The organism is Pigmentiphaga daeguensis (assembly GCF_039523035.1).
GTDB classification, from domain to species: domain Bacteria; phylum Pseudomonadota; class Gammaproteobacteria; order Burkholderiales; family Burkholderiaceae_B; genus Pigmentiphaga; species Pigmentiphaga daeguensis.
Genome location: NZ_BAAAEN010000004.1, coordinates 51,301 through 77,562, shown reverse-complemented (window position 1 = coordinate 77,562; position 26,262 = coordinate 51,301). Strand labels below are relative to the sequence as shown.

The window sequence follows — 26,262 nt, the reverse complement described above, 5'->3', positions numbered from 1 at the left end:
ACCATTTCGACGTGGTGGTTTGCGGCGGCGGTCCGGTCGGGCTGTCCATGGCTTTCCCTATGAGCGGCTGCTGAACCCCTACCGGCTGATGGCGATTTAGCAGCGCGAGAGGGTGGGGGTATTTATGGGGGTAGTTGCCAAAAACAAAACCAGCTAGAGCAAGCATTCATGCGGATCATAGGCCATCTTTTGAATGACACCGCTCGCCAGATCAGATGTGCCAAGAAACCCCTTGAGAAATCAAGGGGTTTTTTGTTGTCGTCTGCTTCTCCGCATGGCGTGGCCGATCGCGGCAGTTGCGCCGCCGCGGCACGTTACCTGCGCCATTCAGGACTAACCCTATTCGCGTAAGTCTCAGTTTTATGTAAGGTATTTTTATATCAAGATACTTTATAAATATCGCCGCCATCGGCGCCAATAAGGGGGACCGCACTATGCATGCATCGGGTGGATATCTGGCTGTTGGGTGGGGCGCCGGAGGTTTGGCGGCGGTTCTGGCGGTTGCCGGCTGCGGTGGGTCGGGCGCGGTGCCTGAGCCTCAGGCGCTGACCGGAGAGGCAGCCTGCGCGGCAGTCAAGGATTTCAGCAGCGCAGAGCACAAGGGTGTCATCACCAGCGCCACCTGGGTACCGGCCGCCACGGAGAAGTCCGCTCCGACCGCGGCAACCTTCCTGCCGGCCCACTGTGTGGTCCAGGGTTCCCTGGAACCCCGGACAGGCGTGGACGGAAAGCGCTACGCGACGAAGTTCGAACTTCGTCTGCCGCTCGAGTGGAATCGGCGCTTCCTCTTTCAAGGCGGCAGCGGGCTCGAAGGCACGCTGGCTCCCGCGTATGGACCGACGGGCGGAGCGAAGACGGCCCTGGAGCAGGGTTTCGCGGTGGTTTCCCAGAACGGCGGCCACGACAATGCCGACCTGCCGGCGCCCGAGGCCTTCGGCTTCGATCCCCAGGCGAGGGTGGATTTCGGCTACGGGGCCATCATCAAGACGTCCAAGGCCGCCAAAAGCCTGATCGCGGACTACTATGGCGACGCGATCGAGCGCTCGTATTTCGATGGATGCTCCACCGGGGGGCGGCAGGGCATGGCTTTTGCGCAGCGTTTTCCGGACGAGTTCGATGGCATCGTCGCGGGCGCTCCGGTATTCGACTTCGGCCGGGTCGTGGCGGCCCGGATCTGGGGTTGGCAGAAGGCCGCCGCGGTGGTGTCCCGGGATATCAATGGCATGCCGCGCTTCCACGAGGCGATGCCGCAGGCCGATCGCCAGTTGTTCCAGCGCGAGCTGCTGGCTGCCTGCGACGCGCAGGATGGCGCGGTCGACGGCATGATCAGCAATGTGGCCGCCTGCACGTTCCGCCCGAAAGCGCTGCTTTGCACCGGAGAGAAGACCCCGGAATGCCTGTCGGCCGAACAGGTGGGTATCTGGGAAGCCGTCCTGGACGGGCCGGTCGACTCCGGTGGCGCCGCGTTCAAGGTGCCGGGCTATCGAGCCCCAGGCGAGGTCCCGGTCCGCGGCTATCGCATCGACGCCGCCTGGATGACGTCTTCCGGTCAGGCTGCGCGCATCACGGGGCAGGGGCCGATTCTGGATATCCAGTGGAAACTGAATATCGACCCGACGCCGATCCTGTTCATGACCCCGCCCCAGCCGGGATTCCGGCCCCTGGATGATGTCGATTGGGATACCTGGGGCAATTCGATGACCGTCAATGCGCCGTGGCTGATGTCGGACCCGGATCTGGGGCGCTATCGCGACCGGGGAGGCAAGATGATCTTCTATCACGGCACGGGGGACAGCGGACCGAACGCCGTCGACACCATCGACTACTACGAATCCGTCGTGGCACTCAATTCGAGCCGCGAGCAAACGGGCCGGTTCGCCAGGCTTTTCCTTGTGCCGGGCATGGGCCATTGCAGGGGAGGTCCCAGCACCGACACCTTCGACCGGCTGGCACCCATCATGGATTGGGTCGAGCGTGGCAAGGCACCGGATGCCATCGTTGCGCAGGCAACACCGGGCAACGCCGATCTCGCCGCGGTGACGCCCGCGATTCCGGCCAGCCGGACGCGTCCGCTTTGCCCGTATCCCGCGTACCCGCGCTACAAGGGAACCGGGTCGATAGACGACGCCGCCAGCTTCACGTGCACGCTGCCCGTAGCCGATCCGGCGTAAACCGTGCACGAGCCGGCGAGGCGGCCTTCGCGCCCGCCCCGCCGCGCCGGCCATGGTTTTTCCTCAGATCCCCATTTCCGCGAACACCTCCAGCATCACCCGCTGCCCGTCCAGAGCCGCGGGCACGCCGCAATAGATGGCGGCCTGCAGGAAGACCTCGTTGATCTCTTCCTTGGTCAGGCCGTTGTTGATCGCGCCGCGCACGTGCAGCCGCAGCTCGTGCGGACGGTTCAGTGCCGTGATCATGGCCAGGTTCAGGAAGCTGCGAGTGCGCCGGTCGAGCCCGGGCCGGTTCCAGACGTCGCCCCAGCAATGCTGCGTGACCAGCTGCTGCAGTTCCATGCGCAGCGGGTCCTCGGCGGCCTTGGCCAGCGAGGCGTCCACGTATTCGCGGCCGAGCACCTCGCGGCGGGTGGCCAGGCCCTGTTCGAACAAGGCTTCGTTGTAGCTGCCGCCAAGCGCGGTACGGTTGGATCGGGTCATGCTCGTCTCCTGGATCGGTACTGCGCGAGCATAACCCTTCCTTCAACCGCGGGCCGGGATCAGGGGCATCAGCAGGTAGCTGTCCCGTTCGCCACCGGTGTGGACGGTGGTCCGGCCGTCGAAGATCCCGGCCGGCCGGTCCTGCGGATGGTCGTGGCGCAAGCGCCCCGGCGGGTCGACGATGAAGTCATGGCCCTGCAGCGTCAGCACCAGGCGCCAGCCACGCGGGAAGACCATGCTGGTGGGCCAGATCTCGATATCCAGCGGATAGGCCTGGCCCGGCTCGAGTTCCTGGATTTCATCGTGCGTATGCCAGGGCCGGTAGGGCAGGCTGCGGGCGGGATCCGTCTTCCTGCGCGAGGCGCGCAGCCAGCCCAGCGCCATGGGTACCCGTTCGTGCGCGCCGATGAAGCTGGCTTCCTTGCCCTCCGGGTCGAACACGCGCAGCACGGCGAAGATGTCCATGTCGGCGGTCGATGACGACGCCCACAGGCGCAGGCTCGCGGGGCCGGTGAATTCGACGTCCTCTTCGAACGGCGCGGTCGAGAAGTGCAAGCCTTCGCCCATCGCGTCGAACACCGCCCGGCCGCCTGCCCCGGGCGCCTGCGGCGCCAGCATCAGCGCGTCCGCGTCCAGATGCAAGCGCGTCCATCGTGTCCGGGCCAGCGGCCATTCGTGTTCCTGGCGCAGCTCGGCGGTGCCGTCGGGACGGCGGATGGCCAGCTGGACACGAGGCTCGCGGTCCCAGCCGTTGTCCGCGCCGCGCAGATAGTGGTCGAAGAAACGTTTTTGCAGGGCGACGTAGCGGGGCAGGTAGAAGCTCTCGTAGTGGGTGCCGATGTGGGCGAACAGCCATTTGTCCCGCGATCCGGCACGCAGGAAACCTTCGAAGTTGCCGCGCAGGTGCATGCCCGGTCCGCCCCAGTTCGCGGCCGACAGGATGGGTACCTGGATCGCGGACAAGTCGGCTTCGCGGGCCTGGTTCCAGGCGTCGTCCAGTGGATGCTCCAGGCGGTCGCGCGGGTGGTCCGCGCGGCTGCCCCGCAGGATGGCTTCGGGCAGGTCGGGGCCGGTGGTGCGTTCGCCGGTCAGGCGGTCGCGGTGGGTGCTGGCGCCGCTGCCGTACTGATTGGCCAGCACCTGGCGCGGCCACCAGGCCTCGGTGAAGCTGTTGCTCAGGATGCCGCCGTGATAGCTGCCGTCGCGGTACAGGTCGCTGGATCCTTCCCAAGGCACGATGGCGGCAAGGTGCGGGGGCCGCAAGGCGGCCACCTGCCACTGCTTGATCGCGAGATAGGACACGCCGATCAGGCCTACCTTGCCATTGGACCATGGCTGGCCGCCCGCCCACTCTATCCATTCATAGAGATCGCGCGTCTCGATGGGCCCGAATGGATCGAGGTAGCCCTCGGAGCGGCCCGTGCCGCGCGAATCGACCTGGATCACGACGAAGCCGTCGGGCACCCAGCGCTCGGGGTCGACGACTTCCCAGCGCAGGTAGCGTCCGGTCGTGCCCTCGGTGTCCAGACCCGGGTAGATTTTCTTCAGGACCTGCCATTGGGGCTGGTAGGCATCCGCGAAATGGACGTCCTTGCCGTAGGCGCCCATGGCCATGACCACCGGGAGGCGGCCCGCGGCCTCGGGCCGGAAGACATTGGCGCGCAGCACGGTGCCGTCGGACATCGCCAGCGCGACGTCGCGTTCGAAGATCATGCCGTTCTCGGTGGTGGTGCGGGTCGGGATCATGGTGCGGGGAATCTCTTCATTGCATGGGTACGTGGGCAAGCTTGACGATGCGCGCGAACTTGTCCATCTCGGCCTGGAAGAAGCGGGTGAATTCCTGCGGCGACGATTGCGCGGGCGGACTGTCCCAGGCTTCCATCTTTTCCTTCACCTCGGGCACCCGCATGGCCTTGTCGATCTCGGCGTACAGGCGCTGCACGATGGGGGGCGGCGTTTTTCCGGGCGCGAAGATGCCGACCCAGCCGCCGTTGTAGTCCATGTCGGGCACACCGCTTTCCGCCATGGTCGGGACGTCGGGAAACGCGGCGATGCGTTGGCGGCTGGTGACCGCCAGCGGGCGGACCTGCCCGGCCTTGACCGCGATGATGGCCGCGGCCGTGCTCAGGAAGCATGCGCTGACGTCGCCGGCGATCACGGCGTTCAGCGCGGGCGCGCCTCCTTTGTAGGGCACGTGCAGCATGTGCGTGCCGGCCGTCGCGTTCAGCAGCTCGCCCACCAGGTGCAGCGTGTTGCCGGTGCCTGGCGAGCCGAAGGTGATGCGGCTTTCGGGCTTGCGCGCCATGTCGAGGAACTCGGCGAAGGTCTTGCCGGGGAACTTGGGATTGACCACCAGTGTCAACGCCGGGGCCACCGTCAGCAGGCTCACCGGCGTGAAGTCCTGCACCGTGTCGTATGGAAGCTTGCTGTAGATGCTGGGGTTGATCGCCTGCGAACCGGTGGTCAGCAGCAGCGTGTAGCCGTCCGGGGCGGCATGGGCGGCTGCCTCGGCGGCGATGATGCCGTTGGCGCCGGCGCGGTTCTCGATCACCACGCTCTGGCCCGTCTGCTTGCCGACCTGGTTGCCGATCAGGCGCGCCAGCAGGTCGGGGCTGCCGCCGGCCGCGAAGGCCACCAGGAGCCTGATGGGACGCGAGGGAAAATCGCCCTGGGCGCGGGCCGGCAGCGCAGCCGCCAGCGGCAGCGCGCCCAGCAGGGCGAGGGCTTGTCTGCGATGAGGCATGAGGGTCTTCTCCTGGGATCGGCGGCGGGGGCGCCGCCGGTTCGTTTGTCGGTCAGTTCGCCTGGGCGCCGGTTTCCTTCACGACCTTGGCCCACTTGGCCAGTTCGTCGTGCAGGTACTTCCTGGCCTGCGGCAGCGTGCCGCCCAGCGGCTCGAAGCCGGTGGCGGCCAGCCTGGCCTGGAACTCGGGGTCGCGCTGGATGCGCGCGACCTCGTCGTTCAGGCGCTGGAGCACCGCATCGGGCGTCCTGGCCGGCGCGAATACGCCCACCCAGGTCACGTCCTCGAAACCGGGGAAGCCCGACTCGGCCACGGTGGGCACCTCGGGCAGCGCCGCCGAGCGCTTGCTGCCGGTCACGACCAGGCCGCGCACCTTGCCGGCCTTGACCAGTTCCACCGCCGCGGGCAGGGCCACGCTGGCGAGCTGCGTCTGCCCGGCCGCGGCCGCCGTCAGCGCGGGGCCGGCGCCCTGGTAGGGAATGTGGGTGACGGGCGTGCGGGCCAGCACCTTGAACAGGTATTCGGCGGTCAGGTGCGGCGTGGTGCCGGCGCCGGCCGTGCCGTAGTTGTAGTCGCCGGACTTCGCCGTGGCGATGACCTCCTGCAGCGTCCTGGCCTTCAGGTTGGGCGCGGTCACGATCAGGTTGGGGCTCGAGGCCACCAGCGCCGCCAGCGTCAGGTCCTTCTCGGCATCGAAGCCCAGGTTGCGCTGCATGGCCGGATTGACGGCATAGGAACTGGTGTTGATGAGCAGGGTGTAGCCGTCGGGATCGGCGCGCGCCACGGCGGCCGAAGCCACCGAGCCACCGGCCCCCGGCCGGTTCTCCACCACGATGCTCTGGCCCAGGGCTTCGCCCAGGCGATGTCCGAGCAGACGGGCGATGATGTCGGCCGGGCCGGCGGGCGCGAACGCGACGACGAAGCGGACAGGCTTGGCGGGCCAGGCCGGTTCGGCCAGTGCCAGGGCAGGGGATGCGAGGCCGCAGGCGGCCAGCGCCGCCGCGGCCATGCTCAGGGATTTCATGTTGTCTCCTCCGTGCGCGGTGCGCTGTTCAGATCGTGTCGAGGACGTACCGGGCCATCTCCTGTCGCGTGCCGATCCAGACGTCATCGGCCTTGGCCACGCGGCCCATGATCTCGTCGTAGACCCAGGCTCCCGAGGGACGGCCCATGACGTGCGTGTGGGCCGTGACGTCCAGCATCAGGGGCGCGGTCTCGCGTTCCCGGAAGGCGGCAAAGCAGTCCTCGAAGGTCTCGAGCATGTGCCGCGGCCCCTGGCCGTAGCGGATGCAGGTGGGCAGGTCATTGACGTCCATGGTGAGCGGGATGGCGACGATGCGGTGCTGCCCGAAGTCCATGACGTAGGGCCGGTCGTCGTCGTTCATGTCGCCGTGGTGCAGATAGCCGGCCTCGGCCAGCAGCCGCGAACTGATGAGGCTGCCCGTGCCGCGCGGGCTGATCCAGCCGGTGGGTGCCGTGCCGGAGGTGCCGGCCAGCCGGTCGTGGTTGCGGCGCAGGTTCGCGCGTTCGGCGGCCTCGTCCAGGTAGACCGGAATCACGTCCATGCCCCACGAGTGATTGACGATCTCGTGGCCGAGCTCGGCGATGCGGCGCACGGTGGCGGGGTCGCGTTCGCAGATGACGCCGTTGACCATCACGCTGGTCTTGATGCCGTGCTTTTCGGCGATGCCGATCAGGCGGTGGATGCCGCGGTTGACGCCGAACGATGCCCACGAGTGCGCATTGGTGTCGAAGTAGCCCGGCTTGAGCACGTTGCCCATGGGGCCGATGCCCGGCGCCTGGCCATCCGACCAGGCCTCGAACGCGATGTTGAAGATCACGGCGATGCGCTTGCCGCCCGGCCAGCGGAAATCGTCGGGCAGTCGGGTAATGCGCGGGGTGGCTGCGCTTGCTGCGATGTCGGTCATGCTTCGTCCTTCACGGTATTGGCCAGGGTGCCCAGGCCTTCGATCTCGATCTCGATGCGGTCGCCGGGTTGCATCCATACCGGCGGCTTGCGCGCATACCCCACGCCGGCGGGCGTGCCCATCGCGATGACGTCGCCGGGCTCCAGCGTCAGCGCCTCGGTCAGCAGGCACAGGGTCTCGGCCACCGGGAACAGCATGTTCGAGGTGTTGTCGCTTTGCATGACGCGGCCGTTCAGGCGCGATTCGATCTTCAGGCCCGATGCGCCGGGGGGCAGGGCGTCGGCCGGGACCAGCCACGGTCCGAAGGCGCCCGTGCCGTCGAAGTTCTTGCCTATGGTCCATTGCGCGGTACGGCGCTGGTAGTCGCGCAGGGTCGCATCGTTGAAGCATGCGTATCCGGCGACGGCCGACAGGGCGTCGTCCGGCGTCAGGTGCCGCGCCCGCTTGCCGATCACCACCGCCAGTTCCGCCTCGAAGTCCAGCTTGTCCGATACCCGTGGGCGCAGCAGCGGCGCGCCGTGGGCGATGAGCGAGGTGGCGCCGCGCATGAAGAAGCTCGGATACGAGGGCTTGGCGTTGCCGCCTTCGGCGGCGTGGTCCGCGTAGTTCAGGCCCAGGCAGATGATCTTGCCGGGCTGGGGTACGGGGGGCAGCAGGCGGACCTCGGCCAGCGGGACGCGCTTGACGCCCGCCAGGGCGCAGTCGGCGGCTGCCCGCATGGCTTGCGGGCCTTGCGAGGCCAGCGCCGCCAGCGCGCCTCCGGGCTTGAACGGATGGCCGGAATCGGCGATTTCGGCGACGCTGCCGTCCGCGACCACGCCGATGCGGACGGTGTCCTGGCCTGGGAGTGTGAAGGAAACAAAAGGATGAGCCATTGTCGATAAAACTCCGTATGGAGAAAAATATCGACAAAATTCTATCGAGCTAAAATAATGTCGGTAACCTGAGGAAAACCCCCGCATGTTAGATGCCGATATCGCTCCCAGCATGACCGTGCAGATCTACGAACGCCTGCGCGCCGATCTGCTCGACGGTCTGTGGCCCCCCGGGCAGAAGCTGCCGATGCATCGACTGCGGCAGCATTACGCCATAGGCGCGAGCCCGTTGCGCGAGGCGCTCAGCCGCCTCGTCGCCGAGGGCCTGGCCGTGCACAACGACCAGCGCGGATTCGCGGCCGCGTCGGTATCGGCCGACGAACTGGAGGACATCCTGCGCAACCGTGTGGCGCTGGAGTCGCTGGCGCTCGAGCAGGGGCTGGCCCGGCGCAGTCCGCAATGGGAGGAAGCGCTGCTGCTCGCCTTCCACCGCCTGTCGCGCACGCCGCGCTCGGTGGACGAGGACAGCTATGAAGAAAACCCGGTGTGGGAACGGCAGCATCGCGCGTTCCACTTCGCCCTGTTGTCCGCGTGCGGGTCGCCCACGCTGATGGGATTCTGCGAGCAGCTCTACGACCGCGCCTACCGCTATCGGCAATTGGCGGCGCGCAAGGCCTACAAGCGGCGCAACGAACTGGACGAGCACCGGGCCATCTTCGAGGCCGTGATGGCGGGGAACCTGGAAGCGGCCAAGGAGTTGCTGGCCCGGCACTACGAGCGGACGGCCGCGTTGTCGGGCCAGCAGGGTTAGGGCCTAGCCATCGGCACGGCCCTCGCGGGCCGCGTCGATGGCGCGCAGCGCTTCCAGCGCATTCAGCGGCAGGCCGACGGCCTGGGGCAGCCCGGGGACTTCCGGTTCGCGGGGATTGATGCGGATGACCGGCGCCCGCCTGTCGAAGGCCAGTTGCTGGCTGAAGTGGCGCACGGTGGGGACGGCCTGCCCGGCGCCTATCTCCACCACCACCGGCCGCGACGACAGCCGCAGCCGCGCCTCCAGGCGGCGGGCCTGGGCCTGGGCACGGTCATCGATCCAGTCCGCGTCGCCGAACATCAGCACGTTAGGGCGGGCGCAGCCGCCGCAGCGCGGACAGGCGGGCGGTTCGCCGCGCAGCAGACAATGTTCCTCGTCGACGTCCGGGATGAAGTCGGTGGCCGGCCAGATGGCTTCGCAGCAGGGGGCCAGGCATTGCAGGAAATGCAGCGAGCCGTGGCATTCGGTGATGTCGCCGTCGTCGAATCCGGCGCGCTGGAACTGGCCGTCGACGTTGCTGGTGAAGACCACGCAGCCCCGGGGCAGTTCGCGGGCCCAGTCGCGCAGCAGCGCGAAGCCCGCGTGCGGCGCGGTGGTGCGGTACAGCGCCAGCCTGTGGCCATAGAAACCCCAGGCAAGCCGCGGATCCCGCCTGAAGGCCCGCGGCGAGGCGATGCTGGTGAAATCGAGGCCGTGGCGCCCCAGGGCCGGGTAGGCCCGCCAGAAGCCGTGCTGGCCGCGGAAGTCGGGCAGGCCCGAGTCGATGCCCATGCCCGCGCCGGCGGCGATGACGAGGCAGTCGGCCTCGTCGATGAGCCGGGCGGCCTGTTCGATATCAGGCTGGCGGATGGGGAATGGCATGGGGCCGTGTCCCCCTCAGGCCGCGATGGCTTCCTCGGCCGGCAGGTCGGCGCGCGAACGCCACGTCACGATGTCCTCGATCGTCAGCAGCGGCCAGCCGTGTTCGCGGGCATAGGCCAGCGCCGCGTCGCCGCGCATCATGCTGCCGTCCTCGTGCATCAGTTCGCACAGCAGCGCGGCGGGGGCGAGGCCGGCCAGCGCAGCCAGGTCCACCGATCCCTCGGTGTGGCCGCGGCGGCCCAGCACGCCGCGCGGATCGGCGCGCAGCGGGAACATGTGGCCGGGGCTGACCAGGGCCGCCGGATCGCCGGTCAGCGCGGCGCGCACCGTGGTGATCCGGTCCGCCGCGGAGACGCCCGTGCTGACGCCCTCGCGGGCCTCGATGCTGACCGTGAACGCGGTGCCGTTGCGGCTGCGGTTGCGGGAGGTCATCTGCGGCAGCCCGAGCGCATCCACGCTCTCGGGCGTCAGGCACAGGCAGACGATGCCGCTGCAATCGCGGATCATGCGCGCCATGATGGGTTCGGTGATGGATTCGGCGGCGATGATGAGGTCCGCCTCGTTCTCGCGATCCTCGTCGTCCAGCAGCACGACAGGCTGGCCGAGTTTCAGCGCGGCCAGGGCCGCGAGCAGCCGTTGTTCGGCGGTGGTGGCTTCGAAGTACTGTTGCAGGGACTGCATGAAAACGCTCCGTAGGAAACAGGAAGCGTTCAGGGCATGGCGCTGGTGGGCGCCGTAGGAGGCGCGCCGCCCATGGCTGCGCGGACGCAGGCCGGGACGCGGCGCGTGTTCCCGTCTTCTTTCATCCGGACTATGACCGTCGGCTCCGGCATGGGACCGGATCTGCTGACCTTGCCGGAGGGCCGGCAAGCGCTCGCGGGCTCGGTGTGCGAGGACACCCTACCGCCGGTGGGGATTTCCACCCCGCCCTGAAGACGCACCGCCCAGACAGGCGGCAGGGCTATCGTAGCAGATGTGCCGCCGGGCCTTGGCGAACGCCCTCACGGCGCCTCGGGTATTCTTGCCGTTCGAGGAGACCTGTCTTTGCCCATGCCCAACGATAACGATATGCGGCCGCCCCAGATCGGCGGACGGCAGTCCCTGTTGATCTTTGCCTGTTTCGCCGCCGCCTATTTCTTTTCCTACGGCCTGCGCTCGGTCAATGCCGCGCTGGCGCCGTTCATCACGCAGGACCTGTCGCTCAGCAAATCGCAGCTCGGCTGGCTGTCGTCGGCGTTCTTCGTTTCCCTGGCGGCCATGCAGGCGCCGCTGGGCGTCTGGCTGGACCGCTACGGTGCTCGGCGGGTCGAGGCCTGCCTGCTGGCCATCGCCGCCCTGGGTTCCTTCGTCATGGTCTGGGCAGGCAGCTTCGCGGTCACTTCGGCGGGCCGCGTTCTCATCGGTGCCGGCGTGGCGGCCAGCCTGATGGCGCCGTTCTCGTATTTCCGGCGCTGCTATCCGGTGGAGCGGCAGGCGCAACTGGGCTTGTGGCTGCTGGTCGCCGGCACCGGCGGCGCGGTGTTCTTCACGTCGCCCGCGGCCACGCTGGCCGGGCATTTCGGCTGGCGCAGCGTTCATCTGTTGTCAGGCCTGTCGCTGGCGGTGGTCGCGGTCCTGCTGTGGCGCGTGGTGCCTGATCATGACGTGAGCGTGCTGGGGACCGGTCGTCCGGGCGCGGCGCAGGTCTCGCTGTGGGGGCTGCTCAGGCACCCCGAGATCCTGCGCGTGATGCCGCTGTCGGCCATCGGGCAGGGCGGCATCATCGCCCTGCAGACGCTGTGGGCCGGACCATGGATGACGGACGTCCTGGGCATGAGCCCCGCCGGCAGCGCCTCGATGCTGCTGGTCATGATGCTGGTGATGACGCTGGGCTACGTCGTCATGGGTTTCGCCAGTCCACCGCTGCAGCGGCGCTTCGGTCTGCTGAACATCGCGCTGGCGGGCTATCTGTGCTGTTTCGTCGTGATCTTCCTGCTGGCCTTCGCCGGCGGGCCGCTGGCCTGGCTGCTCTGGCTGGTGATGGCGGCGGGCGTTGCGCCCATCATGCTGATGCAGCCCTATCTGTCCACGCAGTTTCCCCGCGAGGCGGCGGGGCGGCTGGTGACGCTCTACAACATGTTCGTATTCGTCGGCGCCTTCGTGATCCAGTGGGGCATAGGCGTGGTCGTCGACGGATTGACGCAGGCCGGCCTGGGGCGGGGCGCGGCGTTCGCGGTGGCGTTCGCCGCACTGGGGGTATTGCAGATGGCGTCGCTGGGATGGTTCGTCCGCGGGCGCAAGGCCGGCTGAGCCTCGCGGTAGAAAATGCCCCCACGCTTGCCGCTATGCGGCGGCGCTGCCCCCCGAGGGGGCGCTTTTTTGCCTTGGGGCGGCCCGGCGGCAAAAAAATGCCCGCTTGCGCGGGCAGATGGAGATGTCGGTCAGGAGGGCAAATCAGTTGCGCCGCTTGTCGTCCCCGGGATGGCGGCGTCCTTCCAGGTTCGGGGCGTTGCCGCCTTCTCCCAGCATGCCCAGGGCCTCGGTCTTGAGCGCATGCACGCATTGCGCCAGAAAGCCATGGACGGCGGACAACTGATCGCGCTCGTAGCGGGCGCCGATGTGCGCGACGTCCTCGGCCACCGCGCGCATATGGCGTTCGATCTCCGCGCACTTCTCGCGCACCGGCCGAATGACGACGATGCGCCGGTCCAACGGATGCTTGTCGCGGACCACGAAGCCGGTGGCTTCCAGTCGGTCGATCACCGCCGTCGTCCCGCCCGAGCTGATGCCTGCCAGGCAGGCCAGCTGGCCGGTCGTGATGGGCTCGAACTCGATGACGAGTTCGAGCGCCTTCACGTCGACCATGCCCAGCCCCAGTCGTTCGGCCAATGCTGTCTGGTATAGCGAGGTGTAGACCGTCAGGCGGCGGCCGAGCATCGTGACGATGCTGTTGAGCATCTCCTGGCTGTCGCTGTCCGTTTCCTCGGGTTCCCGGGGTATCGATCCGTGGACCGAATGGCTCGAGGAACTCATTACGTTCTCCCAGTGAAGCATGGCCTCTCCTTTCAATGCTTGCCCAAGCCGCCCAGCAGCCCGCCCAGCAATCCGGTGACCGGGTTCAGCAGGCCACCGTTGCCTTCGCCACCTCCCGTGCCGCCACCCAGGCCGGTGCCTTGTCCGACACCCGCGGTCAGGCTGTTGACGGCGCCGGTCAGGTTGGTCAGGACGTTGCCCACGGGGTTGGTGTTCTCGGGCGTGGCATGCACCAGGCCTCCCACGCTGGAGACGGTCTGTCCCAGGCCGTTCACCAGGCCGCCCAGGCCGGTGCCGACGGCAGGCACGTTGCCGCCGAGGTTGGTGCCGACGCCGCTCAGGCTGCTGCCCAGCGAGGTCAGGAGGCCGTTGACCGGTTCGCCCAGGCCGGTGGCCGCGCCCACCGTCTGCGTCGTGCCGGACACCAGGTTCGCGACCGGAGTGACGACCGGGTCGAGAGCCGTGCCGACATTGCCCAGGGTTTCCTTGGCGTTGAGCGGAACGAGGTTGTCGACCGCGCTTCCCGTATTGGCCAGCGAGGGATGGAGGATCGGCTTGGCGTCGCTGCCGATGCCGCCCAGCAGGCCGCTGGTGATCGGGGCGAGGAGTCCGTTGCTGCCGCCCAGCAGGCCTTCGAGATTGCCGGACAGGATGGGTTGCAGCAGTCCGCCGCCTTCGCCGCCCGTGCCGCCGGTCAGGCCGCCAAGCAGGTTGGTGACCGGAGCCAGCACGCCGCCTTCGCCGCCAGTGGCGCCGTTCAGCAGGTTGGTGACCGGGGCCAGCACGCCGCCTTCGCCGCCGGTGACGCCGCCGAGCAGACCGGTGACCGGAGCCAGCACGCCACCTTCGCCGCCGGTGGCGCCGTTCAGCAGGTTGGTGACAGGAGCCAGCACACCGCCTTCGCCGCCCGCGACGCCGCCGAGCAGGCCGGTGACGGGTGAGAGCAGGCCGCCGTCGGCGCCGGCGGCCGAGGGCGACGTGGCGCTGCCGGCCTTGTCGACCAGTCCGCCTTCGATGCTCAGGCCCAGGCCGGCGGTCAGGCTGTCCACCGATCCGGTCAGGTTGGCCAGCACGTTGCCGACGGGGTTCTTGTTGGCATCGGAAGCATGCACCACGCCGCCGGCGCTGGCGACCGTCGCTCCCAGCCCGGATACCAGGCCGCTCACGCCGGTGCCGGCAACCGGAAGCTTGCCACCCAGGCTCTCACCCAGGTTGGAGACGGCGCCGCCCACGGAGACGAGAAGATCATTCACCGGCGCGCCCAGGCCGGTCTTGTCGCCGACCTGTTGCGTGAGCTGCGTGGCGGTGCCGACGATGGGGCTGACCGCCGGATCCAGGCCGGCGCCTACTTGGCCCAGCGTCTGGCCCAGCTTCAGGTCCACCAGGTTGTCCACGGCGCTGCCCGTGTTGGTCAGGGCCGGCTGCAGCACGGGGTTCTGAACGGTGCCACCTTCGCCCAGGCCGTTGAGCAATTGCGAGACCGGGCTCAGCAGGCCATCGTCGGAGGCCAGCGTGCCGGTCAGGGTGGAGACCGTGCCGCTCAGGTTGTTGAGCACATTGCCCAGGGGGTTGGGATTGCCTTCGGTCGCGTTCACCAGGCCACCGGCGCTGGCGACCGTGTCGCCCAGGCCCGCGACCACGCCGCCCAGGCCCAGCTTGACGGGCAGGCCGGTGTCGTCCAGCGATTGGCCCAAGTCCTTCACCGAGCCGCCTACCGAGGTCAGCAAGTTGTCCACGGGGGCGCCCAGGCCGGTCGCGGCTCCCACTTGTTGAGTCAGGCCCGTCACCGTGTTGCCTACGGGGGCGACCACGCCGTCGAGCTTGGTGCCGACGTTGTGCAGCGTGCCGGCCAGTCCGGTGTCGACCACGTTGTCGACCGCCTGGCCGACATTGCCCAGCGTGGGCGCCAGGACGCCCGTGACGGGCGTGCCGCCAGGATTGCCAGGATCTCCGGGGTTGCCGGGATCACCCGGGTTGCCAGGATTGCCGGGGTTGCCCGGATTGCCCGGATTGCCCGGGTCACCGGGGTTGCCGGGGTTGTTCGGATTGTTGGGGTTGTTCGGATCACCCGGATTGTTGGGGTTGTTGGGATTGGTGGGGTCGGAACCTCCTCCCAATCCGGAGGTGATCGCACCGGATCCGGAGCAACCGGCCAATGTCGAGAGTGCGAGTACCAAGGCGGCTACCAGGACGCGAGGGCCCGGCTTCGTTTGTTCTTTATGCATGGTTATTCCCCTTTATCGCTGAAGCGGCGACACTGCCTGCTGCGCCTATCGAGCAAAAGCTGTGCCAATGTGCAACCGCAAGCGGACGGAGAAGCGGGGCAATCGCCTCGGAACACCCGGAAAACCTTGCAAACAGGGGATAAATCGAAAACTCAGGGAATTCGTGCGGCTGAGACGATGGGCCGAAATTCCCTGGGAAGCGGGGCGAAAAGACGGGGGAGGCGGGGGTTCGTTACGTAGCAGGGAACCCCCTGTTACGTAACGAAGACGAGCGCGGGTCAGTCGAACCGCAGCGAGTAGTTGGCGTTCAGTCGCAGCGGCCGGTTGCCGCTGTTGACCGGCTTGTCGCCGACGGGCTTGGCCAGGTTCACGTCGAACGCGTAGTGGCGCTGGTCGGTGACCCGCAGGCCCAGGGCCAGCGACGTCAGCGTGTCCGTGGCCAGCGTGAAGTTCTTGTTGTTCAGGCTGACGTGGGCATAGTCGGCCAGCACGTAGGGCGTGACGCTCTGCAGGTAGGGCAGGCCCACCGCGAAGCGCCGGTTCAGCTCGATCGAGGCGCCGTAGCCCTTGTCCCCGCCCAGTTCGCCCGCGGGATAGCCGCGCCCGAAGCGCTGTCCGCCGAACGTGAGCTGTTCGGACGTGGGCAGCGAGTCGGAACTGTACTGGCCCAGCGCGGCCAGCGAGATTCCGAACTGATGAGGCAGCGTGAAGTTCTGGTTGGCCGCCAGCGTATAGCGAGTGAAGCCCAGGTCATAGCTGCTGTTGGCGCTTTGCTCGGCGCCCAGTCCGTCCACGCCTTTGTAGATCCCGGCCGTGATGCGCCGCGATTGCGTATCGCTGGCCTGGGCGTAGGCCAGCTCGGCGCGCAGCACGCGCAGGTGGTTGCTGAGCGTGACCTGGTTGCCGGTGATGCGGCTGCTGTACGTGTCGTTGTTGCGCGAGGCGTAGAAGCCCGCCGTTCCTGTCAGCGATTCCCGATTGGCCAGCAGGAAGGGATAGCTCACGCTGAGCCCGGCCCGCTGGTTGCGGACCCGGCGGTCGATGTTCTGCGCGTTCAGGCTGTCGTTCTCGGGGTTGGCTGCGTAGCTGTAGGCCTCCGCGCGTACGGTCATGCCGTCGCTGCCCACCGGCACGGCGACATTGGCCGCGTAGTACTCCAGGTGATCGCTGCCGCGCGGCACCGCCGTGGTGACCTGGATCTGTTCGGCCAGCGGCGTCAGGCTGTTGGCCGTCGCGGTCAGCATGGCGTGGACGCCGGTACCCAGGTTGCCGATGCCGGTGTCCAGCCGGAACGCCTTGTAGCCGACGTTCACGACCAGTTCCGTGGAGCCGTCGGCGCGCTTGGGAAGCGAGAGTTCCGGCTTGACCGTGGCGCCGGCCACCGTGGTCATCAGGTTCAGGTAGCGCTCGAGCGTCGCTCGCGTCAGGGGCCGCTCGGCCTCGATGCGCGCGGCGTAGTCGCGGATCTTGGCCGCGGCGTTGCCGGCGTCGCCCTCGATGCGGGTGCTGCCCACATAGCCTTCGACCACGGTCACCTTGACCAGCCCGTCGCGGAAGTCCTGCGACTGGATCAAGGCGAAGGACAGCGCGTACCCGGCGTCGCGATAGAGCTGGGTGATGGCATCGGTACGCTGGATCAGCTCGGCGACGGTGATCTCCTTGCCCGCCAGCGGCTCCAGCAGGTCGACCACCTTCTGGAAGTCGACCGCCGTGACGCCGGATACGTCGAACTGCCTGGGCACCAGCCTGTGCGCCAGCAAGGCCTGGATGGCCTCGTTCTGCGCGGGCGCCGGAACGGATACCGACGGGGCCGGCGCCGGAGCCGGGACCGACACCGGAGGCAGCGATTCCGCCGGGTTTCCCCGAAGGGGGCTATCGGCAGCCGGTGCCGCTAACGGATATATGGCAACCGCGGCCAGCAAGGCCAGATTAAGTGTGCGGAGTTCGGGTTTTCCCGATGAAAACGAGGTCATTGGGGAATATGAAGCAAATATGCGTAAACGATCGTCATCGCGCGAAGTGTGCCATATGAATACCCCCTTAGGGTGCGTTCAACAAGGGTAGGACGGTGTTTTTCATAGTGGGACGTTTGTAGGACGTTACCGGCAGATACTAAAACTCTTTTAATCGGACGTCTTTCGATCGGAATAAATAATCGCAAACTTGCGATTATCTGGCCATTAACGAAGATGCCGGGAAAGATTAGCGATTTCCTGGCGCTTGCCTTCATCCGATTAATAGGGATTCTTGGGAAAGCAGATATTGACAAGCTCGGAACGATGCCTGTAGGGTGTGCGTAACCGAGCGTTACATAAAGAGAATCTATGCAGCCTGGGGATATTCTCTCTCTACGTTTTGACGCTAGCTTGGTCGCGCTGTCCTTTGTGATTTCGGCATTGGGCGCGTACGTGGCGTTATTGGCTGCCAGCCGTATCCGAACGCTGGATGGCGGCGTGCACGTAGGGTATGTCATCGTGGCCGGCATAGCCCTCGGCGGAGTGGGTATATGGAGCATGCATTTCATCGGCATGCTCGCCCAGGTTATTCCGCTGGGCGTGGCGTACGGACTCTGGCTCAACCTGCTCAGCCTGCTCGTCGCCGTGGTGTTTGCCGGCGCCGCGCTCTGGTACGTGGGCAGCGCGCGGTTTTCTCTGGACCGCTGCCTGACGGCCGGCATGCTGGGGGGATTCGGTGTGGCCGGCATGCATTACATCGGCATGGGCTCCATGCGCATGGACGCCTTCTTCGACTGGAACATCGGCTTGGTGCTGCTCTCCGTGGCGATCGCCATGGCCGCCGCGACCGCGGCCATCTGGCTGGCCTTCAACCTGACCAGCGAGCTGCAGCGCGTCATCGCCGCGGTGGTCATGGCCATGGCGGTCTGCGGCATGCATTACACGGGCGTGGCCGCCGGCACCATCATCTGTTCCACCCCGCGCACCTTCGCCGGCTGGCAGCTGGACGGCAGCGTGCTGCCCTATGCGGTATTCCTGATTTCCGTCGTGACGCTGGTCGTCATGCGCATCGAGCTGCACCGCAGTTCCGAAGAGGTGCGGTCCAATGCCGCGCACCGGGTCGACCACGTCATTTACTCGCGCCAACGCCCGGAAAATCGCAAATAACCGGCCATGGAGATATTCGCTTTTCTGGCATTTTCTCAGGGGAGGTGTCATCGAAAATATAAGAATGCAGTCATGAATGAATCGGCTGTTAATGCCGATGTAAATGTTTCCTTTTTTTTCAGAGATGGAGATTAGAATGAATCAAGTGATGAAGTTCCTGAAGGAAGACGATGGCGCGACCGCCATTGAATATGGCCTGATCGCGGGATTGATTGCCGTCGTGATCATCGGCGTCCTGACCCAGCTGGGCACCGGACTCAAGGAAATGTTTGGAAAAGTGGTCAAGGAGCTGCCGACCACGCCGGAGTGATACCGAAGGACTGAGAAATTGCCCGGACCGATCCGGTCCGGGCTAGTAATCATGGTTAATAGCAGCCAGATTCTCGCGTTTTTCTTTTTTTGTGCCTTGGTAATCGGCAGCGACCTGCTTTTCCGCCGGGTTTTCAACTGGCTGGTCCTGGCGGGATTGCTGGCCAAACTGGGGTGGCTGGCCCTGGGCGCAACGGCGCCGGAGGGTTTTACCGCCCAGTGGGCGAATGCCGGCATGGGCGTGCTGCTGGCGCTGGTCTTTCTCGTGCCGCTCTATGTGTTCAAGGCCATGGGCGCCGGGGATGTGAAGTTCTTTGCGGTACTGGGTTTCTGGCTGGAGCCGACGCCTTTGCTCGTTGCCTGGTTGCTGGGCAGCGGAATGGCGGGCATCCATGCCCTGGTTTCGGTGGTTCACCGGAATCATCCGCTGGGCAACTGGGCGGTCCTGCAGTTGGCCGGCGTGCAGGAAAGGATATGCAGTCCTGTCGCGGTGCAGCGGATGGCGTCGTGGGTGTCGGGTGTCCGGGCTGGACGCGTTGGCATTCCCTATGCAGCGTATCTCGCGCTGGGCGCGATATGGGCCGTTCATGCGGCATAGAAACTGGGCGGAAATCGAAGCAATGGTGGAACGCGCTGACATGAGCACGGTGGCGAAGAAGGTTCGACGGCATGGCGCCGCCTCGCAGCGGGGTGCCTATGCGACCGAATTCGCCTTGATCTTCCCCATTTTCTTCCTGGTCTTCTACGGCGTGCTGAGCTTCGGCCTGATCTTCACGACCCAGCAGTCGCTGACGCTGGCGGTCGAGGAGGGCGCGCGCGCCAGCCTGCGGTACTACATGCCTGCCACGGCGGGCGCCGGTTTCATGGCGCAGATGCAGGGGCGTCTGGAGCATGGCTGCGAAGTGGCGAAGCTGCGCGCGGCATGGCTGGGCGAGATTGGGGGCGGGGCGGTCACGCCGACGTGCACCGCCTCGATCAAGGGGCCTTGCCTGAAGGCGGACGGCACCATCGACACGGCATCGTCGTGCTCCGCGACGCTGGGGACGCCCGCCGCCGGATCATCGGTGGCCTGCGGCTACAGGCAGGAAGAAATGTGCTTCGCGACGCTGAACGTGAGCTATGCCTATAGCGCGAACCCCCTCGTGCCGTCGCTGCCGGGCACCTTTCTCGTCATTCCCGAGGTACTGAGCGCAACGGCCAGGGTGGCGCTGGATCCCGGCGCCTTGCAACTGGGTTCGTCCGGAGGTGGTGCATGAAATGCGCCCTGTTCGAATCCGTCCGGACGACCCGGTCGCAGCGAGGCATCGCCGCGCTGGAGTTTTCGCTGGTATGCGTGCTGTTCCTGGTGGTCCTGTTCGGGATCATCAGCTATGGCTGCATCTTCGTCGCCCAGCAATCGCTGTCGCGCGCGGCCGAAGAAGGGGCGCGCGTGGCCCTGCAGTCGAGGCTGGCGGGATTGCCGGAAGGGGCGTCGCTGCAGGCCGAGGCCTGCGGGGCCGTGGCGCAGTCGGTCGATTGGCTGACGCGGCGCCGCGCGGCGATGGGGCTGGCGCCCGTGTCCTGCGAGCTCAAGCCCTCGCAGGCATGTACCTACGCCGCGGGGCTGCGCTGCGCGTCGCTGGTCGTGACCTATGTCGACTACCGGAAATATCCGCTCATACCGGAACTGCTGCCGCTGGGCAATTGGCTGCAGTCGCTGTTCGGCGAGAACACGGCCTGGATCCCGCAGCATCTGTCGGCCGCGGCAACCGTGCAATTGGGAAGGAATACGTCGGGCTCGTGACCGGGGCCGACGCGTGAGGTTTTTTTCGAGTATCGAGGCGACAAGCAGATGAACAACGTAACCAAGATCGTCGCGGCCATGCTGGTGTTGTTGGCCGTGCTGCTGGGGGGCTATGCCTTCGTGTTGGCCACCAAGCCGGCACCGGTAGCCAAGCCGGCTGCTGCCCCCACGCCGCTGTCCGAAAAGCGGATTCCGGTGGTCGTGGCGGACAAGCTGCTGCCGGGCGGGGTGCCCATCGACACGGGCGCGCTCAAGGTCGTGGAGTTGCCTATCGATCCGGCCGGCGCCTACCGCGCGACCAGCGATCTGTCGGGCAAGATTCCCAAGTTCGACATCGGTCCCGGCACGCCCGTGACCGACAGCATCCTGGTCAAGGGCCTGACGCTGCTGCTGAACGACGGCGAACGCGCGGTGGCGGTGCCGGTCGACGAGGTCGTCGGCACGGGCAACCGTGTTTCGCCGGGCGATTTCGTGGACGTGTTCTTCACGCTCCGCCAGGGGCAGGATGTCTCGCGGACCCAGGCCAGGCTGCTGTTGTCGCGCTTGCGGGTGCTGACCTATGGCAGCGCGTCGGCCGCGGGCGATGCGCCATCGGACGACGGCGCGACGATGGTGCGCGCGAACAATCCGCCTCCACCGGCACGCACCGCGGTGCTTGCGGTGCCCACCGCCGATGTGAACCGCCTGCTGCTGGCAACGCAGAACGGCAAGCTGCAACTGGTGCTGCGCAATCCCACCGATGCCACCGCGCCCGACGCGAGCCTGTTTCCCGAGCCGCCTCCGGTGCTGGCCGGCAAGAGCGGCCTGACCAAGGAGCAGCGCGAGGCGCTCGAGCTGGCCGACAACCAGGCGTATGCCGGCCTGGAACTGACGGGCCTGTCGGGTGGGGCGACGAAGCGGCCGGCGCCGGTTGTGCAATACCGCCCGCGGCCACCCGCCCCCGCGCCCAAGGTCGAGAGCAATACGGTGGAAGTGGTGCGCGGCACCAAGCGTGAAGTCGTCGGGTTTTAACGGGTAGAACCTCAATGAAAATCAGCAAACAGGCTTTCGTGCGGCGTCTGGCGCCCCTGGCCATGGCATTGACGCTGTCCTTCGCCGTGCCGGCGCGCGCTGCCGACGAGAGCGGTCCGCGCCAGATCTCGGTGGCGGTGCGCGATCAATATCAACTGAACATTCCCGGCAACCTGGAGCGGGTGTCGGTGGTCGATCCCGACGTGGCCGACGTCGTGATCCAGAAGGGCAGCGGCGGCCGCAAGGGCGGGGTACTGGTCGTGGGCAAGAAGCCCGGCACCACCATGGTGTCGGTCTGGCAGCGCGGCTCGGCGGCGCCCCAGGCCTATCTCGTCCGCGTGACGGGCGATCTCGCCACGCTGCTGGGCGAAGGCGACGGTGCCAAGGCCCAGGTCTACGGAGATGCTGCCGTGCTGAGCGGACAGTCGCCGTCGATGCTGTCGCATCGCCGCACCGTTGCGGCGGCCAACGATGCCGTGGGCGGTGAAAACGTATTCGATGCTTCCACCATCGAGACCGGTGGCGTGGTCCAGGTGGAAGTGAAGGTCGTGGAATTCAGCAAGCAGGTATTGAAAGAGGCCGGCTTCAACTTTTCCGCCTCCAACCGGCGCGGCAGCTTCAGTTTCGGCCTGGCCAGCGACCTGGCGCCCACCGGCAAGGCTTTCGACCTGACCCTGGGGCTGACTCGAGGCAATTTCCTGCTCGACACCAATCTGCGGCTGCTGGAAACCAACGGCCTGGCGCGCGTGCTGGCCGAACCCACGCTGGTCGCGCTGTCCGGCCAGAGCGCCAAGTTCCTGGCGGGAGGCGAACTGCCCGTGCCGCAGGCCGGGGGCCTGGGCACCACCACGGTCATGTACAAGCCGTTCGGTATCGGCCTGACGCTCACCCCCACGGTGCTGGCCAAGGATCGGATCGCGCTGAAGGTGGCGCCCGAGGCCAGCGATCTGGACTGGACCAACGGCATCACCCTGAACAACATCCAGATCCCGGCCATCATCACCCGCCGGGCCGACACCACGGTCGAGCTCGGCGACGGCGAAAGCTTCGTGATCGGCGGACTGGTGTCGCGTTCCACCACCTCGAACCTGGACAAGCTGCCGTTCCTGGGCGACCTGCCCATCATCGGCACTTTCTTCCGGAACATGAAGTATTCGCAGAAGGAAAAGGAACTGCTGATCGTCGTGACGCCGCATCTGGTCAAGCCCCTGGCCAAGGGCGTCAAGCCGCCCATGCCCGGCGCGAACGAGAAGCGTGACTCGGCAGCCAATGCCTGGGGCCATTTTCTGCTGGGTGTCGCGAGCAATGATGAGTTGCCTGGTTTCTCGAAGTAGTCGCTTGGTGCCAGGTATCTGTAGGAGTCGTATATGAACGCCCCGAGCAAGGAGTTGGCGAGCTTGCTGGACACTCGCCGTTTCCTGTTCTTCACCGGCGACAGCTTGTCGGCACAGCGGCTGGCCGCGGTGCTGAGGCACGATGGCGTGGTCGTTCAGGAGGACGTGGTTCCCGATAGGCTGTCGGCGCGCCTGGCCGAACTCGGGCCGCAGATGGTGTTGCTGGATTTCGGCGCCGACGACAGCGAACCGGGCAAGCTGCTGCACGCCAGCGACCTGGCGCGGACGCTGGCGCGCGTGGCGCCCGCGCTGCCGGTCGTTGCGGTCGGCAGCATGATGCGGCCGCAGGGGGCCGTGGCTGCCCTGCGGGCGGGCGTGCGCGATTTCATCGACCCGGCCGACGAGGCCGAGGTGCGCGACGTCGTCCGGCGCGTGCTCCAGTCTCATGCGGGCAGCAGCGTGCCCGGTCGTGGCCAGATGGTCGTGCTGCTGGGTGTGCGCGCCGGGCTGGGCACGACCACGCTGGCGGCGCACCTGACCACGATGGCGCAACTGCACGGCGAAGCCGGGCAGGCCGCGGAAGGGCGGCCGGCCAGCAGCTTGCGTGGGCCCGCGGCACTGCTGGACCTGGGCCTGCCCGTCGCCGACGGCCAGCTCTACCTGAACGTTTCAGGCAGCTTTCATTTCGCCGAGGCGGTACGCAACCTGCGCCGCTTCGACGAAACCCTGGTCAACACCGCACTCACGCGCAGCGCCAGCGGCGTGGCCGTGATCTCGCTGCCGCGCGACCTGGCAGAGATGCGCACCGTGTCGCACGCGGATTCGCTGGGACTCCTGGACCGGCTGCGTCAGCACTTCGGCCTGCTGGTGGCTGACGTGGGCGGATTTTCCAACCCGGATTTCGTGGCCGGCATGGTGCGAGCCGCCGACCAGGCCTGGATCGTGACGGACCAGTCGGTGGGAGCCCTGGTGTCGCTGGCCGACGTCCTGCGCGACCTGGACGGACGCGACGTGGATCGCGCCAGGATGCGGCTGGTGGTGAACCGCTACGACGAGCGCTACGGCATGACCGCCAAGCAGATCGCCCAGCGGTTCGACGTACAGCTGCTGGGCACGCTGCCCGACCGCGCGCTGGCGTTGATGAACAGCACCAACCAGGGCCGGCTGCTGCACGAGGTGGCGGATCGCGATCCCTACGTGCGGGCCGTGCAGGGCCTGGTGGATTCGCTCGGGGCCTATGACCAGGCCTTGCCGCCGGGCACCAAATGGCTGTCGCGGTGGCTGCCCAACCTGCACAAGCACTTGGTGACGCGATGAAGAAAGATTCCGGTTTGAAGCGCGCGTATACGCGGCGGAGAGTGTGATCATGACGGCATCGATCGAGTTTGCCGACGATAGTCCGGCGTTTGCCAACACCCAGCGCTTCCAGGACGTCAAGGCCGCGGCGCACGAGCATCTGCTGTCGCGTATCGAGGAACTGGGCGCGGAGTTCGGCCGCTGGTCCCGGACCGCGATCCAGCAGTTCGTCGACCTGGAGGTCGACAGTTTCGTACGGCTGCGGCGGGTCCCCATCAACGAATCCGAGCTCCGGCAGGTGGCGGCCTCGTTGACGAAAGAACTGGCCGGGCTCGGCCCGCTGGAAGACCTGCTGGCGGATCCGGCGGTCGAGGACATCCTGATCAACGGCTACGACAACGTGTTCGTGTCGCGCCGTGGCGTGTTGCAGCGGGAAGTCCTGCGTTTCAGCGACAACTCGCACCTGCTGCGCATCGTGCGCCGCATCCTCGCGCCGCTGGGCCGGCGGCTGGACGAATCCAGCCCCATGGTGGATGCGCGCCTGCCGGATGGGGGCCGCCTGAACGTGGTCATCGAGCCGCTGGCGGTGGATGGCCCCATGGTGTCCATCCGGAAGTTCCGCCAGGATCCGCTCAAGCCCGCCGACCTGCTGGCGCTGGGTACCTTCAACGAAGAGATCCACCGCCTGCTGAGCCTGGCGGTGCGGGAACGCTGCAACATCCTGGTCTCGGGCGGGACCAGCTCAGGCAAGACCTCGCTGCTCAATGCGCTGGCGTTCTTCGTGCCCGAGACCGAGCGCGTGGTCACGGTCGAGGATACCGCGGAGCTGTCGCTGAACCATCCCCACGTGGTCAGGCTGGAAGCCCGCCAGGGCGGCTTCGACGGCGCGGGCCAGATCACCATCCGCGACCTGATACGCAACAGCCTGCGGATGCGGCCGGACCGCGTGGTCGTCGGCGAAGTCCGGGGGCCCGAGGTCATGGACATGCTGCAGGCCATGAATACCGGCCACGAAGGGTCGATGGCGACCATACACGCGAACTCCCCGCGCGAATGCCTGTACCGGATGGAGATGCTGGCGGGATTCGCGGGTTTCCAGGGCAGCGAGGACAGCCTGCGCCGGCAGATCGCCAGCGCGCTGGACTTCATCGTGCAGATCGCCCGCCTGTCCAACGGACGACGGCGCATCGTGTCGATCTCGGAAGTCACGGGCATGGGCGATAACGTGATTTCCACGCAGGAACTCTACCGCCACGAGAGTTTCGTCGGTCCCGACGGCGAAGAGAAGGATCGCTGGGTGTCGCTCGGCATCCATCCGCACACGCCCAAGCTGGCCAAGTACCGCGACCAGTTGCGGGTGACCATGGCGCCCGAACCGCCCCAGGGGGGCGGGGGCGGTTTCTGGTCCAGGGGACGATGATGTCCGCCCAGCTTCTTTCGGTGTTGTGCATCGCGCTGCTGCTGGTGGCGGCAGGGTTGTGGCTGTGGCAGAGCGCGAGCGAGCGGGGTCGCCGGCAGGCGACCAGCGCCTTCGTCGAGGAACAGCTCAATCGCTCCTTCGACCCTACGCGCGCGGTCGTCGCCACGGCCCAGCAACTGTATCCGCCGGTGCGCCCCCGGGGCGTGCGCGGGCGGTTCCAGAACATGTTGCTGCGCGCCGGCATCGAGCCCGGTCCGGCTTTCTACGGCCCGTGGCTCGTGGCGCTGGTGGCATTGCCCATCGTGGCGCTGTTGTTCGGCGGCGGTCTTGCCGCCGTGGTGACGTTGGCCCTGGTGGTGCTGGCCGTCCTGTTCCAGCTGTGGTGGCAGGCCGACAAGCGCCGGCGGAAGATGGTGCGTCAATTGCCGGGATTCATCGACGCGCTGGTGCGGCTCATCACCATCGGCAACAGCCTGGGATCGGCTTTCCAGACGGCGGTTTCGTCGGTCGATGCGCCATTGTTCGAAGTGCTGGAACGCGCCAACCAATTGAACCGGGCAGGCATGGAGCTGGATGCTTCGCTGGTGCATGCCGCGCGGCTCTATCGCTTCTATGAACTGGAGCTGGTCGCGGCGGTCATCGGCGTCGCATTGCGTTTCGGCGGTCGCAGCGACGTGGTGCTCGAACGCATGGCGGCCTTCATGCGCGACCTGCAGCAGGCGCGCGAGGAACTGCATGCGCTGTCGGCCGAAGTCAGGCTGTCGGCATGGATCCTGGCGCTGCTGCCGGTATTCGTCGCGGGGTTCATCGTCATCTTCAACAACGCCATGTTCGTGGGCATGTGGACCGACCCGGTCGGCCAGAAGATGCTGGTGGGCGCCTTCGCTTTGCAACTGGTCGGCTCTTTCTGGCTGTACCGCATGGCCAAATCGGTTTGA

24 protein-coding genes and 1 riboswitch are annotated in these 26,262 nt (G+C 66.9%); of the genes, 13 read left to right on the top strand and 11 right to left on the bottom strand.

Annotated features, from left to right (window positions below; all coding sequences use genetic code 11):
* The first annotated feature begins 482 nt into the window (after positions 1-482).
* Positions 483-2,171 carry a tannase/feruloyl esterase family alpha/beta hydrolase gene (locus ABD104_RS07110; protein ID WP_338618537.1) on the top strand — a complete coding sequence of 563 codons (1,689 nt, stop codon included), beginning with the start codon at positions 483-485 and terminating at the stop codon, positions 2,169-2,171.
* Positions 2,172-2,234: 63 nt separating this feature from the next.
* On the opposite strand, the gene ABD104_RS07105 is transcribed toward ABD104_RS07110, so the two are convergent.
* Genes ABD104_RS07105 through ABD104_RS07080 form a run of 6 tightly spaced genes read right to left on the bottom strand, consistent with a single transcriptional unit; the run spans position 2,235 to position 8,200 of the window.
* Positions 2,235-2,654: a carboxymuconolactone decarboxylase family protein gene (locus tag ABD104_RS07105; protein ID WP_087839309.1), complete on the bottom strand. Its 420-nt coding sequence runs from the start codon at positions 2,652-2,654 to the stop codon at positions 2,235-2,237.
* Positions 2,655-2,696: 42 nt separating this feature from the next.
* Complete coding sequence (locus tag ABD104_RS07100; protein WP_343927329.1) at positions 2,697-4,400, bottom strand: CocE/NonD family hydrolase; 1,704 nt, start codon at positions 4,398-4,400, stop codon at positions 2,697-2,699.
* A 16-nt stretch (positions 4,401-4,416) separates the two neighbouring features.
* Positions 4,417-5,397 carry a tripartite tricarboxylate transporter substrate binding protein gene (locus ABD104_RS07095; protein ID WP_087839310.1) on the bottom strand — a complete coding sequence of 327 codons (981 nt, stop codon included), beginning with the start codon at positions 5,395-5,397 and terminating at the stop codon, positions 4,417-4,419.
* 52 nt (positions 5,398-5,449) lie between these two features.
* Entirely contained in the window at positions 5,450-6,421 is a 972-nt protein-coding gene (locus tag ABD104_RS07090; protein WP_343927328.1) for a tripartite tricarboxylate transporter substrate binding protein, read from the bottom strand.
* A gap of 28 nt (positions 6,422-6,449) precedes the next feature.
* Positions 6,450-7,325 (bottom strand): polysaccharide deacetylase family protein, encoded by an 876-nt coding sequence (locus ABD104_RS07085; RefSeq protein ID WP_343927327.1) that lies wholly within the window; start codon positions 7,323-7,325, stop codon positions 6,450-6,452.
* The gene (locus ABD104_RS07080; RefSeq protein WP_343927326.1) at positions 7,322-8,200 is read right to left on the bottom strand and encodes a fumarylacetoacetate hydrolase family protein; all 879 of its coding nucleotides are present in this window, start codon (positions 8,198-8,200) and stop codon (positions 7,322-7,324) included. Before ABD104_RS07080 ends, ABD104_RS07085 begins: the two co-directional genes overlap by 4 nt.
* Positions 8,201-8,285: 85 nt before the next feature.
* Here ABD104_RS07080 and ABD104_RS07075 point away from each other — a divergent pair, with 85 nt between their 5' ends.
* A complete protein-coding gene (locus tag ABD104_RS07075; RefSeq protein ID WP_279814072.1) occupies positions 8,286-8,951 on the top strand; it encodes a GntR family transcriptional regulator in 666 nt (221 codons plus the stop codon).
* 3 nt (positions 8,952-8,954) lie between these two features.
* Here the strand turns inward: ABD104_RS07075 and ABD104_RS07070 are convergent, their stop codons facing one another.
* Together ABD104_RS07070 and ribB are read right to left on the bottom strand one after the other, a co-directional pair.
* Positions 8,955-9,812 (bottom strand): SIR2 family NAD-dependent protein deacylase, encoded by an 858-nt coding sequence (locus tag ABD104_RS07070; protein ID WP_343927325.1) that lies wholly within the window; start codon positions 9,810-9,812, stop codon positions 8,955-8,957.
* Between the two features lie 15 nt (positions 9,813-9,827).
* On the bottom strand, positions 9,828-10,493 hold the full coding sequence (gene ribB, locus ABD104_RS07065) for a 3,4-dihydroxy-2-butanone-4-phosphate synthase (protein ID WP_087839315.1): 666 nt from the start codon (positions 10,491-10,493) through the stop codon (positions 9,828-9,830).
* A 109-nt stretch (positions 10,494-10,602) separates the two neighbouring features.
* A riboswitch (FMN riboswitch) is annotated at positions 10,603-10,753 on the bottom strand.
* Positions 10,754-10,862: 109 nt separating this feature from the next.
* Here ribB and ABD104_RS07060 point away from each other — a divergent pair.
* Positions 10,863-12,101 (top strand): MFS transporter, encoded by a 1,239-nt coding sequence (locus ABD104_RS07060; protein WP_343927324.1) that lies wholly within the window; start codon positions 10,863-10,865, stop codon positions 12,099-12,101.
* 144 nt (positions 12,102-12,245) lie between these two features.
* On the opposite strand, the gene ABD104_RS07055 is transcribed toward ABD104_RS07060, so the two are convergent.
* From ABD104_RS07055 to ABD104_RS07045, 3 genes are all read right to left on the bottom strand, one after another.
* Positions 12,246-12,824: a MarR family winged helix-turn-helix transcriptional regulator gene (locus tag ABD104_RS07055; RefSeq protein ID WP_243724551.1), complete on the bottom strand. Its 579-nt coding sequence runs from the start codon at positions 12,822-12,824 to the stop codon at positions 12,246-12,248.
* Positions 12,825-12,856: 32 nt separating this feature from the next.
* Positions 12,857-15,049: a collagen-like triple helix repeat-containing protein gene (locus ABD104_RS07050; RefSeq protein ID WP_279814087.1), complete on the bottom strand. Its 2,193-nt coding sequence runs from the start codon at positions 15,047-15,049 to the stop codon at positions 12,857-12,859.
* 278 nt (positions 15,050-15,327) lie between these two features.
* Positions 15,328-16,884 carry a ShlB/FhaC/HecB family hemolysin secretion/activation protein gene (locus tag ABD104_RS07045; protein ID WP_243724552.1) on the bottom strand — a complete coding sequence of 519 codons (1,557 nt, stop codon included), beginning with the start codon at positions 16,882-16,884 and terminating at the stop codon, positions 15,328-15,330.
* Between the two features lie 489 nt (positions 16,885-17,373).
* Between ABD104_RS07045 and ABD104_RS07040 the strand changes: the two genes are divergently transcribed.
* The 10 genes from ABD104_RS07040 (at position 17,374) to ABD104_RS06995 (ending at position 26,262) form a co-directional block, all read left to right on the top strand.
* Entirely contained in the window at positions 17,374-18,171 is a 798-nt protein-coding gene (locus tag ABD104_RS07040; protein ID WP_132979974.1) for an MHYT domain-containing protein, read from the top strand.
* A 136-nt stretch (positions 18,172-18,307) separates the two neighbouring features.
* Positions 18,308-18,481, top strand: coding sequence for a Flp family type IVb pilin (locus ABD104_RS07035; RefSeq protein ID WP_343927323.1), 174 nt, complete (start codon positions 18,308-18,310; stop codon positions 18,479-18,481).
* Positions 18,482-18,532: 51 nt separating this feature from the next.
* Positions 18,533-19,078: an A24 family peptidase gene (locus ABD104_RS07030; protein ID WP_087839323.1), complete on the top strand. Its 546-nt coding sequence runs from the start codon at positions 18,533-18,535 to the stop codon at positions 19,076-19,078.
* Between the two features lie 22 nt (positions 19,079-19,100).
* Positions 19,101-19,736, top strand: coding sequence for a TadE/TadG family type IV pilus assembly protein (locus tag ABD104_RS07025; protein ID WP_087839324.1), 636 nt, complete (start codon positions 19,101-19,103; stop codon positions 19,734-19,736).
* The gene (locus ABD104_RS07020; RefSeq protein ID WP_087839325.1) at positions 19,733-20,263 is read left to right on the top strand and encodes a TadE/TadG family type IV pilus assembly protein; all 531 of its coding nucleotides are present in this window, start codon (positions 19,733-19,735) and stop codon (positions 20,261-20,263) included. Before ABD104_RS07025 ends, ABD104_RS07020 begins: the two co-directional genes overlap by 4 nt.
* Positions 20,264-20,311: 48 nt before the next feature.
* Positions 20,312-21,274: a Flp pilus assembly protein CpaB gene (gene cpaB, locus ABD104_RS07015; protein WP_087839326.1), complete on the top strand. Its 963-nt coding sequence runs from the start codon at positions 20,312-20,314 to the stop codon at positions 21,272-21,274.
* A gap of 14 nt (positions 21,275-21,288) precedes the next feature.
* The gene (locus tag ABD104_RS07010) at positions 21,289-22,608 is read left to right on the top strand and encodes a type II and III secretion system protein family protein (RefSeq protein ID WP_279814104.1); all 1,320 of its coding nucleotides are present in this window, start codon (positions 21,289-21,291) and stop codon (positions 22,606-22,608) included.
* Between the two features lie 33 nt (positions 22,609-22,641).
* Complete coding sequence (locus ABD104_RS07005) at positions 22,642-23,925, top strand: CpaE/TadZ family protein (RefSeq protein WP_132979978.1); 1,284 nt, start codon at positions 22,642-22,644, stop codon at positions 23,923-23,925.
* 43 nt (positions 23,926-23,968) lie between these two features.
* On the top strand, positions 23,969-25,324 hold the full coding sequence (locus tag ABD104_RS07000) for a TadA family conjugal transfer-associated ATPase (protein ID WP_165963196.1): 1,356 nt from the start codon (positions 23,969-23,971) through the stop codon (positions 25,322-25,324).
* Complete coding sequence (locus ABD104_RS06995) at positions 25,321-26,262, top strand: type II secretion system F family protein (RefSeq protein WP_087839330.1); 942 nt, start codon at positions 25,321-25,323, stop codon at positions 26,260-26,262. Before ABD104_RS07000 ends, ABD104_RS06995 begins: the two co-directional genes overlap by 4 nt.

Coding starts and splice junctions, on each gene's coding strand:
- ABD104_RS07020 (WP_087839325.1), top strand. CDS start 19,733: ATGAAATGCGCCCTGTTCGAATCCGTCCGGACGACCCGGTCGCAGCGA.
- ABD104_RS07100 (WP_343927329.1), bottom strand. CDS start 4,400: ATGATCCCGACCCGCACCACCACCGAGAACGGCATGATCTTCGAACGC.
- ABD104_RS07075 (WP_279814072.1), top strand. CDS start 8,286: ATGTTAGATGCCGATATCGCTCCCAGCATGACCGTGCAGATCTACGAA.
- cpaB (WP_087839326.1), top strand. CDS start 20,312: ATGAACAACGTAACCAAGATCGTCGCGGCCATGCTGGTGTTGTTGGCC.
- ABD104_RS07085 (WP_343927327.1), bottom strand. CDS start 7,325: ATGACCGACATCGCAGCAAGCGCAGCCACCCCGCGCATTACCCGACTG.
- ABD104_RS07005 (WP_132979978.1), top strand. CDS start 22,642: ATGAACGCCCCGAGCAAGGAGTTGGCGAGCTTGCTGGACACTCGCCGT.
- ABD104_RS07035 (WP_343927323.1), top strand. CDS start 18,308: ATGAATCAAGTGATGAAGTTCCTGAAGGAAGACGATGGCGCGACCGCC.
- ABD104_RS06995 (WP_087839330.1), top strand. CDS start 25,321: ATGATGTCCGCCCAGCTTCTTTCGGTGTTGTGCATCGCGCTGCTGCTG.
- ABD104_RS07040 (WP_132979974.1), top strand. CDS start 17,374: ATGCAGCCTGGGGATATTCTCTCTCTACGTTTTGACGCTAGCTTGGTC.
- ABD104_RS07090 (WP_343927328.1), bottom strand. CDS start 6,421: ATGAAATCCCTGAGCATGGCCGCGGCGGCGCTGGCCGCCTGCGGCCTC.
- ABD104_RS07050 (WP_279814087.1), bottom strand. CDS start 15,049: ATGCATAAAGAACAAACGAAGCCGGGCCCTCGCGTCCTGGTAGCCGCC.
- ABD104_RS07030 (WP_087839323.1), top strand. CDS start 18,533: ATGGTTAATAGCAGCCAGATTCTCGCGTTTTTCTTTTTTTGTGCCTTG.
- ABD104_RS07060 (WP_343927324.1), top strand. CDS start 10,863: ATGCCCAACGATAACGATATGCGGCCGCCCCAGATCGGCGGACGGCAG.
- ABD104_RS07080 (WP_343927326.1), bottom strand. CDS start 8,200: ATGGCTCATCCTTTTGTTTCCTTCACACTCCCAGGCCAGGACACCGTC.
- ribB (WP_087839315.1), bottom strand. CDS start 10,493: ATGCAGTCCCTGCAACAGTACTTCGAAGCCACCACCGCCGAACAACGG.
- ABD104_RS07105 (WP_087839309.1), bottom strand. CDS start 2,654: ATGACCCGATCCAACCGTACCGCGCTTGGCGGCAGCTACAACGAAGCC.
- ABD104_RS07070 (WP_343927325.1), bottom strand. CDS start 9,812: ATGCCATTCCCCATCCGCCAGCCTGATATCGAACAGGCCGCCCGGCTC.
- ABD104_RS07095 (WP_087839310.1), bottom strand. CDS start 5,397: ATGCCTCATCGCAGACAAGCCCTCGCCCTGCTGGGCGCGCTGCCGCTG.
- ABD104_RS07025 (WP_087839324.1), top strand. CDS start 19,101: ATGGTGGAACGCGCTGACATGAGCACGGTGGCGAAGAAGGTTCGACGG.
- ABD104_RS07010 (WP_279814104.1), top strand. CDS start 21,289: ATGAAAATCAGCAAACAGGCTTTCGTGCGGCGTCTGGCGCCCCTGGCC.
- ABD104_RS07055 (WP_243724551.1), bottom strand. CDS start 12,824: ATGAGTTCCTCGAGCCATTCGGTCCACGGATCGATACCCCGGGAACCC.